This is a genomic window from Salmonella sp. 3C, from assembly GCF_025426275.1.
Lineage (GTDB): Bacteria > Pseudomonadota > Gammaproteobacteria > Enterobacterales > Enterobacteriaceae > Salmonella > Salmonella enterica.
In genome coordinates this window covers 1315708-1329244 of record NZ_CP104858.1, presented here as the reverse complement: position 1 = coordinate 1329244, position 13537 = coordinate 1315708, and the positions used below count along the sequence as shown (strand labels likewise).

Sequence of the window (13537 nt, the reverse complement as noted above, 5' to 3'; positions counted from 1 at the left end):
CGATGTCGCCATCCGGCAAGGATTATCAATGCGTAGCCGGCGCGCTATGCTGACGATGACGGGAGACAAAGCCGAGCGCAAAGCACATCACAAAGACCACTGCATACAGACCATTCGCGGTGAGTAACGCCGCCTGTGGGCCGCTGTGCGCTACAATCGGGCCGGTGACGACGAAGGTCAGCATCGTTCCGATAGTGCCGCAGGTCAGAATAAAGTTAACCAGCTTAGGCGAGGCCACTTTCGTTTGCTGCGATCCCAGCGTAATGATGGAGGTATAAATGGCGCTGGAGAAGAAGCCCAGCGTCAGAATAAACCACGGCATATGCGCCTGCGTGCCGGTAATAAACAGATACATCAGTACCGCCGCCATACCCGCCAGTACGGTCAGAATGCGTTGCAGATCGAAAAAGCGCAGGATAAAGCTGAACGCCCACATGCCAAACATATAGGACATCCAGAAATCACTCACCAGCGCCCCGGCGTCATTCAGGCTCATGCCGAGGCCTTTGGCGTATTCCGGCACCCAGGAGATAAAGCCTAATTGACCGAGGATATAGCACAGCGCGGCGACGGCCAGAAACAGTACGCCAATGCCCCATTTTTCTTTGGCGACAGGCGCCTGAGAGTGCTGCGCATGTTTACCCAGCGCCGGAAATTCACAGCCGAAGGTCAGGATGAAAATCGCCAGGTAGACCAGGCCGATGCAGGCGTAGACCCAGTACCACTCAATACTACGCGCCAGCAGGAAGGCGGCGACCATAGGAAAAATCATCCCCGCCATGCTGAAGAAGGAGTCGGTAAACAGCAGTCGGGAACCGCGCTGACGCCCTTCATACAGTTGCGTAATCAGGAAGGTGCCAATCGACATGGTGATCCCGCTGACCAGCCCCAGCACAAACATCGCCGCTGAGAACAACGCCAGGCTATGGCTGAACATCAGCCCGGCCACCGCCAGCACCATCAGGATAAAACCAAAGCGTAGCTGTGTTTTCAGCGGGACGATTTCCATCAGCCACGCGTTGAGGAAGATCGAGATCAAAATCCCGGCGTTCAGAAAAGTAAAGGTGTTACTCATGCTGGAAACGGGCAGATGAAAATAGTCTGCGATATTTCCCATCACCATCCCGGTGACAATCACCAGCGCCCCGGTCAGGGCGTAGGAAAGAAAGCTGATCCATGTGAGCTTGATGCGGTTGCTGTTAGTCATGTCTGGCCTTGAAGAGAAGTGAAGCGCGTGGAGGGCGCGTTAAGCGGGCAGATTTTAGGCGTTTTTGTGATGTATTTAAATAATTATTAGTGATAGTAATGTTCATTACATTTTTTAATGTGATGTTTGTCACATCATATTGCAAGGACAAGGCGTTGCGTCGTAACGTTACATTTGTTTCATGTACGTAAAATTAGGTAAAGGGCTGGCCTGGCCCAGGAAGGCTCTTTAGAATCATTCCACTTGCTTTATTTCTGCTCTCTTTAAGGAAATCTCATGCTCAAATCGACTCTGGCGGCTGTCGCAGCTGTTTTCGCTCTTTCTGCTCTTTCTCCCGTAGCGTTGGCAGCAAAAGGTGATCCTCATGTGCTGTTAACCACCTCCGCCGGGAATATTGAGCTGGAGCTGAACAGCCAGAAAGCGCCGATTTCTGTGAAAAACTTTGTCGATTACGTCAACAGTGGTTTCTATAACAACACTACGTTTCACCGAGTTATTCCTGGCTTTATGATTCAGGGCGGTGGTTTTAACGAGCAGATGCAGCAGAAGAAACCGAATCCGCCGATTAAGAATGAAGCCGACAACGGTCTGCGTAATACTCGCGGCACGATCGCGATGGCGCGCACCGCAGATAAAGACAGCGCCACCAGCCAGTTCTTTATTAACGTCGCGGATAACGCTTTTCTCGACCACGGCCAGCGCGACTTTGGCTATGCGGTATTTGGTAAAGTGGTAAAAGGTATGGATGTCGCCGATAAAATCTCACAGGTACCGACGCACGATGTCGGGCCTTATCAGAATGTGCCGACAAAACCAGTCGTTATCCTTTCCGCGAAAGTCCTGCCATAAAACATGCCTGCGCGGGCGCGAGCCGCCCGCGTTTTCTCCCTGTCTCAGCGTAACCTGAAATTGCTGCTTATACTTGTGGTCAAGCACAGACATATTCAGGGAGGCCCGGTGAAGAAACTTACCGATAAACAAAAGTCACGCTTTTGGGAACAGCGGCGCAACGTTAACTTCCAGCAAAGCCGCCGTCTCGAAGGTATTGAGATCCCCTTAGTAACCCTGACCGCCGATGAAGCGCTGGCACGTCTTGACGAGCTTCGGAGGCACTATGAGCGATAAATTTGGCGAAGGGCGCGATCCGTACCTCTATCCGGGGCTGAACGTGATGCGTAATCGGCTGGGGATTCATCAGGCCCAGCGACTGGCGCAAGCGGCATACGAAATGACCGCGCTCCGCGCCGCCACGATTGAACTGGGGCCGCTGATACGCGGCTTGCCTCATCTGTGCGCGATTCATCGCCAGCTCTATCAGGATATTTTCGACTGGGCAGGGCAACTGCGGGAGGTCGATATTTACCAGGGCGATACCCGTTTCTGCCACTTTGCCTATATCGAAAAAGAGGGCAATGCTCTGATGCAGGATCTGGAAGAAGAGGGCTATCTGGTCGGTCTGGCGCACGAGAAGTTTGTCGAGCGGCTGGCGCATTACTACTGTGAAATTAACGTGCTTCATCCGTTTCGTTTGGGGAGCGGGCTGGCGCAGCGCATCTTCTTTGAACAGCTGGCGTTACATGCAGGCTATGCGCTGAGTTGGCAAGGTATTGCGGTTGAAACATGGAAGCAGGCGAACCAGAGCGGCGCGATGGGCGATCTCTCCGCTTTGCAGGCGATTTTTCAGAAAGCGATAAGCGAAGCTCGCGAAACTGAGTAAAATAGTGCGGTTCTACTCACTCGGAGCCGCCATGATCCTGCTTATCGATAACTATGATTCCTTTACCTGGAACCTCTACCAGTATTTTTGTGAACTGGGCGCGGAAGTGCAGGTCCGGCGCAATGATGCGCTGACGCTGGCGCACATTGACGCTTTGAACCCGCAAAAAATCGTTATCTCTCCTGGCCCCTGTACGCCGAATGACGCTGGCATTTCACTGGCGGTCATCCGCCATTATGCCGGACGTATTCCGATGCTGGGCGTTTGCCTGGGTCATCAGGCGATGGCGCAGGCCTTTGGCGCGTCGGTGGTGCGGGCAGCGAAAGTGATGCACGGTAAAACGTCACCTGTTACGCATAATGGACAGGGCGTGTTTCGGGGATTGCCCAGCCCGTTAACCGTGACACGTTACCACTCGCTGATTGTCGACCCTGCCACGTTGCCTGAGTGTTTTGAGATCACCGCCTGGAGCGAAACGCAGGAGATTATGGGCATTCGCCACCGCGAGTGGGATCTGGAAGGCGTGCAGTTCCACCCGGAAAGTATTCTCAGCGAACAAGGACACGCTCTGCTGAAAAATTTCCTCCGGCGTTGATTTGTGGTTGCTATTGAGTGATTTTTTATTCATATTTTGTGATTATAATTTCACTGGCATTTCTACTTAACCGGGTGGTAATGATATGGCAACTGAACAAACGGCTATTACGCGCGCAACTTTTGATGAGGTGATTCTGCCTGTTTATGCACCGGCGGACTTTATTCCGGTCAAAGGTAAAGGCAGCCGCGTATGGGATCAGCAGGGCAAAGAGTATATCGATTTCGCCGGCGGGATTGCAGTGACTGCGCTGGGCCATTGCCATCCGGCACTGGTCGAGGCGCTGAAATCCCAGGGGGAAACCTTGTGGCATACCAGTAACGTTTTTACCAATGAACCGGCGTTGCGTCTGGGACGTAAACTGATCGACGCCACGTTTGCCGAGCGCGTGCTGTTTATGAATTCTGGCACCGAAGCGAACGAAACCGCTTTTAAACTGGCGCGTCATTATGCCTGCGTGCGCCATAGCCCGTTCAAAACGAAAATCATTGCCTTCCATAACGCCTTTCATGGCCGTTCCTTGTTTACCGTCTCTGTAGGCGGGCAGCCGAAATATTCCGACGGCTTTGGGCCGAAACCCGCCGATATTATTCACGTTCCCTTCAATGATCTTCATGCGGTGAAAGCGGTAATGGATGACCACACCTGCGCGGTGGTGGTCGAGCCGATTCAGGGTGAAGGCGGCGTGCAGGCGGCTACACCGGAATTCCTCAAAGGGTTACGCGACCTGTGTGACGAGCATCAGGCGTTGCTGGTGTTTGATGAAGTGCAGTGCGGGATGGGGCGCACCGGAGACCTGTTTGCCTATATGCACTACGGCGTCACGCCGGATATCCTCACCAGCGCCAAAGCGTTAGGCGGCGGTTTTCCGGTGAGCGCCATGCTGACCACGCAGGAAATAGCCTCGGCCTTCCATGTCGGTTCGCATGGTTCAACCTATGGCGGTAATCCGCTGGCCTGTGCGGTGGCTGGCGCGGCATTCGATATTATTAATACGCCAGAAGTACTACAAGGCATTCACACTAAGCGGCAACAGTTTGTGCAACATTTGCAGGCGATTGACGAGCAATTTGACATTTTCAGCGATATTCGCGGCATGGGGCTGCTGATTGGCGCGGAACTGAAGCCGAAGTACAAAGATCGGGCGCGCGATTTTCTGTACGCAGGCGCGGAGGCCGGCGTGATGGTGCTCAATGCCGGAGCCGACGTGATGCGTTTTGCCCCGTCGCTGGTGGTGGAAGATGCGGATATCAATGAAGGAATGCAGCGCTTTGCGCAGGCGGTAGGGAAGGTGGTTGCCTGATGGCAGATTGCCGGATAAGCGTAGCGCATCCGGCAGTCGGTCTTAACTTTTTGTATCCCGTAGCCGCTTACTCAGCCAGATACCGTGATGCGGACGCTGACGCCAGGCCATCGACGAAATGGTGTGCATGGTGTTCAGATGGCCAATGATGCGCTGTAAATGTTGTTCCAGAGTGCTCAATAAGCCATGTGACGGCATGTCCGGCGACTCCAGAATATTGACATCGCCGGAGCCGCCTGGCCTGTCGTACTCCAGGCGCTGCTGGCAGCGCTGAATCGCAATCTCGCAAGATTCCAGATAGCGCTGCGCCAGATCAGGCGTCAGCATGGTGTGTTCCCGCGCCAGCGTCGTCATAGCGTTGATATGCTCGACAATAAACTGGCTGTGCGTGACCCACAGTTTCATATCCGACAGATAGTGGGTATTGAATCCGGGTTCCTGCATTGCCTGATTTAACGAGTTGAATAACGTGTTATGCGCCTGGTTGACCCGCATTCTTTGATAAGCGAGCGGGGTGGCCTGCGGATCGTTACTGAGGATCAGTCGGATAGCTTCTTGATCGGCTTCCAGCGCATCATGGGCGTTTTTACGTAATAGCCCGCTTTGCCATTGCGGCCACAGCCAGACCATGCCGCCAAAGGCAATTAAACAGCCAATCAGCGTATCGATCAGCCTCGGCACAATAAACTGCTCTCCGTTTAACGTCAGTAACTGGATGGTGTATACCGCCGTCACCGTAAAGCCGACCGTCGCCCAGCCGTAGTTTTTACGAATAATCAGATAACTTGCCAGCGTTAGTACCAGCATGACCGCCAGCGTAATGCTTTCGGGAATATGTAAGTGCAGCGTGACGCCGGCAATCACCAGGCCGACCAGCGTTCCGACTGAACGGTGCAGAATACGTACGCGCGTCGCGCCATAGCCGTTTTGGGTGACAAACATCACCGTCATGAGTATCCAGTACGGTTTAGGCAGGTGCAACGCACTGCCCATCAGACTGGCGATGCTCATCATCACGCTGATGCGTCCGGCGTTGCGTAGCGCCGGTGATTTAAGAGACATATAATTTTTCAGCGCCGGAAGTAGCGGCAAACGACGCTGTTTATCGGCCATCAGGTCGCGGGCGTACAGCGGCCGCTGAGTACGCAGCACACGGGCGATTCGACTGAAGTGCCAATAGCAGAACTGGCCTACCGGATTTTCAGGATGCTGATTGGCGATTTTCTCCAGAGCGCCAATCTGTTTTTCCATGGAGAAGCGCGTCGGCAGACGATGATAAAGAATGTCATCCGCCAGCACGCGCAGACGGGCGGCGACCGTTTGCGCATTCCAGCGAATCACCTCTTCCGCATGGCTGCGTTCTACCAGTTTCTGTACCTCTTCCGGCTGATGCAAGCTGACGGAGATGTGCTCCTGCAAATCCATCGCTTCCTGAAAAGCCCGTAACAGGCGCTTGTAATCATTATTGTTGTGCGCCGAAAGCATATGCATCTGTTGGTAACACTGGGTAATGAGATCGACCGCTTTTTGCTGGCGTATCAGCAGGGGAGGCAGCGCTTTTTCCGGATCGATATGTTGGGTGAGCAGGCTGTATTTCGCTTCGCAATAATCGGCCAGTTCACGGTATAACAAACTCAATGACTCGCGCAGCGGCTGTTCGCGCCATAGCCAGAACCAAAACCAGTTAAACACGCCGTACCATAGCGTGCCCAGCGCATAAATGAGCAGCGGCTCCCAGACGGGCATGTATCCTGCAAGACTCAGGGTAAAGATGGCGGCAATCAGCGACGCTGGCAGTAACCGCGCGTGAAGCGGGCTAATTTCCGCCGTCACGCCAAGCACCAGCGTGAGCCCGGTCAGGATCAACGGCAGGGGGATGGATTCCGCCAGCAGAAGTTGCGTTACCAGACTGCATCCGGCGAACAGCGACGCGCCGATGATCAGGCGTTTAAAAAAACGTTTGTGCGGGGTATCCAGACCTGCAATGTTGCAGCAGGCGGGAACGAGAGAGAAAAGCAAGCCCAGGTGTAGCTGGCCTATCAATAAACCGACAGCCACAGGCAGACACAGCACCAGCGTTTGCCGTAGTGCGTAATTAATCTCTGGGTGATAAATCAGTCTTCGCCACATCGATGCAAACAAAAATGGCGCATGATAAAACGCGCCATTCTGACGGAATTAACGGGTGCCGTAGACGACGATGGTCTTGCCATGCGCGGAGATCAGGTTTTGATCTTCCAGCATTTTCAAAATACGACCAACGGTTTCGCGGGAGCAGCCGACGATCTGGCCGATTTCCTGACGGGTGATTTTGATCTGCATCCCATCCGGGTGCGTCATGGCATCGGGCTGTTTCGCCAGATTCAGCAGCGTCTGAGCGATACGCCCGGTGACGTCAAGGAAGGCGAGGTTACCTACTTTTTCAGAGGTGACTTGTAAGCGACGAGCCATCTGGGAAGAGAGGCGCATCAGAATATCCGGGTTGACCTGGATTAATTGGCGAAATTTTTTGTAGGAAATTTCAGCGACCTCACATGCGGTTTTCGCACGTACCCAGGCGCTGCGTTCCTGGCCTTCTTCAAACAGGCCCAGTTCACCAATAAAATCACCCTGATTCAGATAAGAAAGGATCATTTCTTTCCCTTCTTCATCTTTGATCAGCACTGCCACGGAGCCTTTAACGATGTAGTACAGCGTTTCTGCTTTTTCACCCTGGTGAATCAGCGTGCTCTTTGACGGGTACTTATGAATGTGGCAATGAGACAAGAACCATTCAAGAGTCGGGTCTGTTTGCGGTTTGCCAAGCACCATGCGCGGTTATCCTCTGTTATAAGCTGTCTCCAGAGCCAGAAAACGGCACTGTCTCTGGGGTTGCAAAAATATACTTCCCGCTACCTGGGAAGGGGGCTACGAAAATAGATTGTAGCCTGTAATGTGATGTCCTCTGCATACATGCAGTACGTCAATGTATTACTGTAGCATCTTGTCTGTTTTAGCATAGCTTTCGCCGTGTGTCTCCTGGTGTCTCGCTTCAGCATGACCCAGGTCGCCTTCCATTGCGACTTTTGTTGTATGCGCGTAATCTTTCAGGAAAATTGAAACATTGGAGTTACGAAATATGCAAGCGCGTGTAAAGTGGGTTGAAGGGCTCACGTTCCTCGGAGAGTCCTCCTCCGGCCACCAGATTTTAATGGATGGTAACTCCGGTGACAAAGCGCCGAGTCCGATGGAGATGGTATTAATGGCGGCTGGCGGATGTAGCGCTATTGATGTGGTATCAATCCTGCAAAAGGGCCGTCAGAATGTCACCAACTGCGAAGTGAAGCTGACATCCGAGCGCCGGGAAGACGCGCCGCGCCTGTTTACGCACATTAATCTGCATTTTATCGTTACCGGCAGCGATCTGAAAGAGGCTGCCGTCGCGCGCGCTGTCGATCTCTCCGCGGAAAAATATTGCTCGGTGGCGCTAATGCTGGAAAAAGCGGTCAATATTACCCATTCGTATGAAGTGATTGCGGCGTAACATGTGATGCCGGATGGCGGCGTGGCTTTATCCGGCCTACCCGTTTTTATCTCGTAGGCCCGATAAGCGTAGCGCCATCGGGCATTTCACCACGGTTATTCGATTTTTTTGCCTTCCATTAATCGCTGCACCAGCGGCAACATAATCAGCTCCATCGCCAGCCCCATTTTGCCGCCCGGCACCACTAATGTATTAATGTGAGAAATGAACGAGCCCTGGAGCATCGCCAGGAGCCAGGGAAAATCGATCCCTTCCAGATTGCGGAAATGGATCACCACAAAACTCTCATCCAGCGAGGGAATACCCTTTGCGGCGAACGGATTGGACGTGTCGACGGTCGGTACGCGCTGGAAGTTGATATGGGTACGCGAGAACTGCGGCGTAATGTAATTGATGTAGTCGTCCATGGAACGCACCACGGAATCCATCACCGCTTCACGGGAGTGTCCGCGCTCGCTGGTGTCGCGAATCAGTTTCTGAATCCACTCGAGGTTGACGATAGGCACCACGCCAACCAACAGATCAACATGACGCGCGACATCATGTTGCGGGGTGACGACGCCGCCGTGCAGTCCTTCATAAAACAGCACATCGGTCGGTTCGGGAAGCGGCTGCCAGGGGGTAAACGTGCCGGGAACCTGATTCCACGGTACGGCTTCATCATAGGTATGCAGATATTTACGCGACTGGCCTTTACCCGTCTGCCCGTACTCAATAAAGGTATGTTCCAGTAGGCTGAAGTCATTGGCTTCAGGCCCGAAATAGCTGATATGCCGCCCGGCGTCACGCGCTTTGCGGATCGCCATATCCATTTCCGGGCGGGTGTAACGATGAAAACTGTCGCCTTCCACCTCGGCGGCGTGCAGATTTAACTGCGCGAAAATTTTACGAAACGCGAGGCTGGTGGTGGTGGTCCCCGCGCCGCTTGACCCTGTTACTGCTATCACCGGATGTTTGGCTGACATGGCAACTCCATGATTGAGCTTTAGAATAATGTATTGTCGGCAAAGGCGTTTTATTCGCGAAACTGCTTTTTCGGCATAATATTGACCGTTTCATGTAATTCAGACCATACCAGCACGGCCTCGCCGGATTGCAGTTGGAGTTTTACGTCAGCGACTTTTTGTTCAAGCGAACGTTCATGTTCACCATAATCGGTGCCTTCGCGCAACACAAAGCTTTCGATCAGGTTGTCCAGCGTGTCGGGGGCGAGCCCCTGCCAGGGAATGATCATGATGACGCCTCCAGGTACGTTGTCAGCCAGTCAGGAATTCGGCGTTCCAGCCACATTTCAGGGCGCAGCGGCGTACCGCCGATAAATCCTACGTGTCCGCCATGCTCAGTTAGCTGATACTCCACCTGCGGGGGCAGATCTTCCGCTTTAGGGATCACATGATGATCCATAAACGGATCGTCTTTAGCGTGAATAATCAGCGTCGGTTTAGCAATCTGGTTAAGCAACGGCATGGCGCTACACTGACGATAGTAGTCGATGGCGTCGGCAAAGCCGTGAATTTTCGCGGTGATCAGGTCGTCAAACTCGCGAATACGGCGCATTGATTTCAGTTGCGCCAGATTCACCGGCAGCGACCCGGGGTACGCCGCCAGCTTGCGTGACGCATTCGCTTTTAACAGATTAAGCAAATAACGCTGATAGACGCGGGAAAACCCTTTGTCCATGTGGTAGCTACAGGCTTCGAGAACGAAAGGTGCAGAAACAATTACCGCCGCCTCGATGGGAATATCGCGGCCTTCTTTCGCCAGCAGGCACGCCAGCATATTACCGCCGAGCGAATAGCCCACGGCGGCTGTCGGAACGGCGCCGAACTCCCGCTGTAGCCAGCGTAAAAACCAGGCTCCGTCCTCCGTTTCACCGGAGTGGTAAATACGATTCAGACGGTTGGGTTCGCCGCTACAGCCGCGAAAGTGCATCACCACGCCCAGCCAGCCGCGCTTTTGCGCCGCCTCAATCAGCCCGTGGGCATAGGGGCTGTTCAGGCTGCCTTCCAGACCGTGAAAGACCACCAGCCGCGGTTTATGCTTTGCCTGTTGCGGTTCTTCGCTCCATGCCAGATCGACAAAATCGCCGTCCGGTAGCTCCAGCCGCTGCCAGTGGGCGTTGAACTTCACTTTGCGGCGGATTAAGCGCGGCAGCATAGTTTGTAAATGGCGATTACGAATGCCACGCATGGGAATAAATTCATGCGAGTCATTGACAGGCGGGGTTATTTCTGTGGACGTGATCTCAACCATAGCACCAGAACAATTGATAATTGGAAACAATACTATACCGCGCATAAGGTTCACAGATTAGTCAATATGTGATTTTACGTTCAATTGGTCGTCTGGCGAAATAAAATTGCGCCTCATTTCACCAGAGGGGGCGGTATGCAAGGCGCGCGCAATACCCCACAGAAATCGCGTGAACCTCTGCATCAGCCGAATTAATCGTGGTAGTGTGGCAACACGATAGTTATGTGACTCAAGGAGAAGGCATGTCGAAGACACTTTTACAGATCCATTTTAACTTTAGCGGCCCTTTTGGCGAGGAGATGACTTAGCAACTGGTCGGGCTGGCGGAGTCTATCAATGAGGAGCCGGGCTTCATCTGGAAAATCTGGACAGAAAGCGAGAAAAACCAGCAAGCTGGCGGCATTTACTTGTTTGAATCCGAAGAAACGGCGCGGGCTTATATTAAAAAACACACTGCGCGTCTGAAAAATCTTGGCGTTGATGAGGTGACGTTTAAATTATTTGGCGTGAACGACGCGCTGACGAAAATAAATCACGGCAACCTTTGCCGCTAAATCACATAACGCAGCCTTCTGTTCCGGTGCTGCCGACCGCAACGGTAACCTTTATATCGGGACGAGTACCGAAGAGGCCTTTATGGACGAACAGCGGACAACGAACGTTCTCTTTCAGCGTGTGCAGCGCCTCGGCGGTGCGGGCGATGTTACCCTTCTCCACAAGCATCATTAAGATGGTGAGCTTGCGGAAGGTAATGTCATCGGTAATTGACAGGTTCATCGTCCGCCCCGTGCGTTAGAGCCTATCCCAGTAGGCGTAATTGTTGAAGCCAGTTTGGGGCCGGACAGCGCGCAGAAACCGGAGCGTACACATAGTGCGTGAGGATTTCGAGCACTGCCCGGCCCTAAAATGGCGAATAAAATAGCCTAATGGGATAGGCTCTTAGTCGTTCTGCATCATCTGCTCAAGCTGCTCCTGCGCCTCAAGCCATGCCATTTCACACGCTTCCAGCCCGGATTTGGCGCTGGCCTGCAGTTGCAGACACTCGGTCATCTCCGCTTTACGGCTGGGGTCATACAGGCTGCTGTCGCCGAGCTTCTCTTCCGCCTGCGCTAATTGGGCGTTGAGCTTTTCCATCTCTTTTTCCAGACGGGTAATCTCTTTACGCAGCGGTTGCGTCAGAGTGCGTAGCTCGGCTTCGCGACGCTTCTGATCTTTGCGTGACTGAGCGCTGTTGGCGTTGTTTTCCTTCGGCGCGTTGTCGGCCTGGTTTTCCTGTTTCTGCACGTCGCTCAGCCATTGCTGATAATCTTCCAGGTCTCCGTCGAACGGTTCGACCTTTTTGTCGTGAACCAGATAGAGGTCGTCAGTGGTGGAGCGAATCAGGTGGCGGTCGTGCGACACGACGACCAATGCGCCTTCGAAATCAATCAGCGCTTCGGTGAGCGCCTGACGCATGTCGAGATCCAGGTGGTTGGTCGGTTCATCGAGCAACAGCAGATTTGGACGCTGCCAGACGATCAGCGCCAGTACCAGGCGCGCTTTCTCGCCGCCGGAGAAACGTTGCGTCTCTTCCGTTACTTTGTCGCCCTGGAAACCGAAGCCGCCGAGATAGTCGCGCAGCTTCTGCTCCAGTTCCTGCGGCGCCAGACGCGCCATATGCTGCAACGGGGATTCATCGGCGCGCAGGAACTCCAGTTGGTGCTGGGCGAAGTAGCCGAGCTTAATGCCTTTGGCGAGGCCGATTTCACCGTGCAACGGTTCCAGTTCGCCCGCCAGCAGCTTGATCAGCGTCGATTTCCCCGCGCCGTTGCGGCCCAGCAGGCCGATACGCGAGCCGGGCACCAGGTTCAGCTTGATGGATTCCAGAATGATGCGATCGCCATAACCTGCGCTGACTTTTTCCATTTTCAGCAGCGGGTTCGGCAGGCTTTCCGGCGCGCGGAAGCTGAAATGGAACGGGTTGTCGACATGAGCCGGCGCAATCAACTCCATACGCTCCAGCATCTTGATACGGCTTTGCGCCTGCTTGGCCTTGGTGGCCTTGGCGCGGAAACGGTCGATGTAGCTTTGCAGATGCGCCACACGCTCCTGCTGACTCTCATACATCGCCTGCTGCTGCGCCAGGCGCGTGGCGCGCTGAACTTCAAACGCGCTGTAGTTGCCGGTGTACTCGAACAGAGTCTGTTGTTCGATATGGATAATTTTATCCACTATCGGGTCAAGAAAATCGCGATCGTGGGAGATCAGAATCAGGGTGCCCGGATAGCTCTTCAGCCATTTTTCCAGCCAGATAACGGCATCCAGATCGAGGTGGTTGGTCGGTTCGTCGAGCAGCAGTAAATCGGAACGGCAAATCAGCGCCTGGGCCAGGTTAAGGCGCATCCGCCAGCCGCCGGAAAAGTCGCTGACCGGACGTTCCAGCTGATCGTTAGAGAAGCCGAGACCGTGTAGCAGGCTGGCGGCGCGCGAACGAACGGTCCATGCGTCGATGGCGTCCAGCTTGCCATGTATGGAGGCGATAGCATGTCCGTCGTTATGTTCGTTGGCGTCGTTAAGCTGCGCCTCCAGCTGCCGGTATTCACGGTCGCCGTCAATGACATACTCAATCGCTGGCTGAGGCAACGCAGGTGTTTCCTGATTCACCCACGCTAATTGCCAGGTTCCGGGCAGGGTAAAACTCCCGGCATCGGCGCTGATTTCATTTTTTAGCAATGCCAGCAGGGTAGATTTACCGCAGCCGTTTTTACCCACCAGGCCGACTTTCTGGCCTGGATTAATGATAGCCGAGGCATTGTCCAGTAGGACGCGCACGCCGCGACGAATTTGTAACGAGGAGAAAACAATCATAAGGCGCCGTATGTTCAGACTATGTTAATTTATCATTATGATAATGTAATATTCGGGCGTACCGCCGCGCTGGAGCGCAATGGTAGCTCAAA

Annotated in this window: 14 protein-coding genes and 1 pseudogene; 7 read left to right on the top strand and 8 right to left on the bottom strand. The window is 53.7% G+C overall.

All coding sequences use genetic code 11. The features are described from left to right. Positions 1-25: 25 nt before the first annotated feature. Entirely contained in the window at positions 26-1207 is a 1182-nt protein-coding gene (tsgA, locus tag N7E69_RS06450) for an MFS transporter TsgA (protein ID WP_000185217.1), read from the bottom strand. A 276-nt stretch (positions 1208-1483) separates the two neighbouring features. Here tsgA and ppiA point away from each other — a divergent pair, with 276 nt between their 5' ends. The 5 genes from ppiA (at position 1484) to N7E69_RS06425 (ending at position 4822) form a co-directional block, all read left to right on the top strand. Next, the gene (ppiA, locus tag N7E69_RS06445) at positions 1484-2056 is read left to right on the top strand and encodes a peptidylprolyl isomerase A (RefSeq protein WP_000920481.1); all 573 of its coding nucleotides are present in this window, start codon (positions 1484-1486) and stop codon (positions 2054-2056) included. 108 nt (positions 2057-2164) lie between these two features. Continuing rightward, the gene (locus N7E69_RS06440; RefSeq protein ID WP_001519136.1) at positions 2165-2332 is read left to right on the top strand and encodes a YhfG family protein; all 168 of its coding nucleotides are present in this window, start codon (positions 2165-2167) and stop codon (positions 2330-2332) included. Then, a complete protein-coding gene (locus N7E69_RS06435) occupies positions 2322-2924 on the top strand; it encodes a putative adenosine monophosphate-protein transferase Fic (protein WP_001280665.1) in 603 nt (200 codons plus the stop codon). The genes N7E69_RS06440 and N7E69_RS06435 overlap by 11 nt, the downstream gene beginning before the upstream one ends. A gap of 31 nt (positions 2925-2955) precedes the next feature. Next, a complete protein-coding gene (gene pabA, locus N7E69_RS06430; RefSeq protein ID WP_000601880.1) occupies positions 2956-3519 on the top strand; it encodes an aminodeoxychorismate synthase component 2 in 564 nt (187 codons plus the stop codon). Between the two features lie 85 nt (positions 3520-3604). After that, positions 3605-4822: an aspartate aminotransferase family protein gene (locus N7E69_RS06425; protein ID WP_000190022.1), complete on the top strand. Its 1218-nt coding sequence runs from the start codon at positions 3605-3607 to the stop codon at positions 4820-4822. A 42-nt stretch (positions 4823-4864) separates the two neighbouring features. On the opposite strand, the gene N7E69_RS06420 is transcribed toward N7E69_RS06425, so the two are convergent. Continuing rightward, complete coding sequence (locus N7E69_RS06420; protein WP_000269313.1) at positions 4865-6952, bottom strand: YccS/YhfK family putative transporter; 2088 nt, start codon at positions 6950-6952, stop codon at positions 4865-4867. Positions 6953-7000: 48 nt separating this feature from the next. Beyond that, positions 7001-7633 carry a cAMP-activated global transcriptional regulator CRP gene (crp, locus tag N7E69_RS06415; protein WP_000242758.1) on the bottom strand — a complete coding sequence of 211 codons (633 nt, stop codon included), beginning with the start codon at positions 7631-7633 and terminating at the stop codon, positions 7001-7003. Positions 7634-7940: 307 nt separating this feature from the next. On the opposite strand from crp, the gene N7E69_RS06410 reads away from it, so the two are divergent. Then, positions 7941-8345 (top strand): OsmC family protein, encoded by a 405-nt coding sequence (locus N7E69_RS06410; RefSeq protein ID WP_001148919.1) that lies wholly within the window; start codon positions 7941-7943, stop codon positions 8343-8345. A 95-nt stretch (positions 8346-8440) separates the two neighbouring features. Here N7E69_RS06410 and N7E69_RS06405 read toward each other — a convergent pair whose 3' ends face one another. From N7E69_RS06405 to N7E69_RS06395, 3 genes are read right to left on the bottom strand one after another with little or no spacing between them, the layout of a single operon-like run. Beyond that, positions 8441-9310 (bottom strand): phosphoribulokinase, encoded by an 870-nt coding sequence (locus N7E69_RS06405; RefSeq protein ID WP_001274690.1) that lies wholly within the window; start codon positions 9308-9310, stop codon positions 8441-8443. A gap of 50 nt (positions 9311-9360) precedes the next feature. Beyond that, a complete protein-coding gene (locus N7E69_RS06400; protein WP_000586567.1) occupies positions 9361-9579 on the bottom strand; it encodes a YheU family protein in 219 nt (72 codons plus the stop codon). After that, positions 9576-10643, bottom strand: a complete 1068-nt coding sequence (locus N7E69_RS06395) for a hydrolase (protein WP_079943814.1) — start codon at positions 10641-10643, stop codon at positions 9576-9578. The genes N7E69_RS06400 and N7E69_RS06395 overlap by 4 nt, the downstream gene beginning before the upstream one ends. A 197-nt stretch (positions 10644-10840) precedes the next feature. On the opposite strand from N7E69_RS06395, the pseudogene N7E69_RS06390 reads away from it, so the two are divergent. Beyond that, positions 10841-11152: pseudogene (locus N7E69_RS06390) on the top strand (monooxygenase). Position 11153: 1 nt separating this feature from the next. On the opposite strand, the gene N7E69_RS06385 reads toward N7E69_RS06390, so the two are convergent. Together N7E69_RS06385 and N7E69_RS06380 are read right to left on the bottom strand one after the other, a co-directional pair. Beyond that, positions 11154-11375 carry a hypothetical protein gene (locus N7E69_RS06385; RefSeq protein ID WP_001054040.1) on the bottom strand — a complete coding sequence of 74 codons (222 nt, stop codon included), beginning with the start codon at positions 11373-11375 and terminating at the stop codon, positions 11154-11156. A 162-nt stretch (positions 11376-11537) separates the two neighbouring features. Further along, on the bottom strand, positions 11538-13445 hold the full coding sequence (locus N7E69_RS06380; RefSeq protein ID WP_000634748.1) for an ABC transporter ATP-binding protein: 1908 nt from the start codon (positions 13443-13445) through the stop codon (positions 11538-11540). Positions 13446-13537: the final 92 nt, after the last annotated feature.

What these genes read in the sequence shown, in the direction of transcription:
- N7E69_RS06425 (WP_000190022.1), top strand. Translation starts at nt 3,605, where the DNA reads ATGGCAACTGAACAAACGGCTATTACGCGCGCAACTTTTGATGAGGTG.
- N7E69_RS06380 (WP_000634748.1), bottom strand. Translation starts at nt 13,445, where the DNA reads ATGATTGTTTTCTCCTCGTTACAAATTCGTCGCGGCGTGCGCGTCCTA.
- N7E69_RS06435 (WP_001280665.1), top strand. Translation starts at nt 2,322, where the DNA reads ATGAGCGATAAATTTGGCGAAGGGCGCGATCCGTACCTCTATCCGGGG.
- ppiA (WP_000920481.1), top strand. Translation starts at nt 1,484, where the DNA reads ATGCTCAAATCGACTCTGGCGGCTGTCGCAGCTGTTTTCGCTCTTTCT.
- N7E69_RS06420 (WP_000269313.1), bottom strand. Translation starts at nt 6,952, where the DNA reads ATGTGGCGAAGACTGATTTATCACCCAGAGATTAATTACGCACTACGG.
- N7E69_RS06385 (WP_001054040.1), bottom strand. Translation starts at nt 11,375, where the DNA reads ATGAACCTGTCAATTACCGATGACATTACCTTCCGCAAGCTCACCATC.
- N7E69_RS06395 (WP_079943814.1), bottom strand. Translation starts at nt 10,643, where the DNA reads ATGCGCGGTATAGTATTGTTTCCAATTATCAATTGTTCTGGTGCTATG.
- crp (WP_000242758.1), bottom strand. Translation starts at nt 7,633, where the DNA reads ATGGTGCTTGGCAAACCGCAAACAGACCCGACTCTTGAATGGTTCTTG.
- N7E69_RS06405 (WP_001274690.1), bottom strand. Translation starts at nt 9,310, where the DNA reads ATGTCAGCCAAACATCCGGTGATAGCAGTAACAGGGTCAAGCGGCGCG.
- N7E69_RS06410 (WP_001148919.1), top strand. Translation starts at nt 7,941, where the DNA reads ATGCAAGCGCGTGTAAAGTGGGTTGAAGGGCTCACGTTCCTCGGAGAG.
- N7E69_RS06400 (WP_000586567.1), bottom strand. Translation starts at nt 9,579, where the DNA reads ATGATCATTCCCTGGCAGGGGCTCGCCCCCGACACGCTGGACAACCTG.
- pabA (WP_000601880.1), top strand. Translation starts at nt 2,956, where the DNA reads ATGATCCTGCTTATCGATAACTATGATTCCTTTACCTGGAACCTCTAC.
- tsgA (WP_000185217.1), bottom strand. Translation starts at nt 1,207, where the DNA reads ATGACTAACAGCAACCGCATCAAGCTCACATGGATCAGCTTTCTTTCC.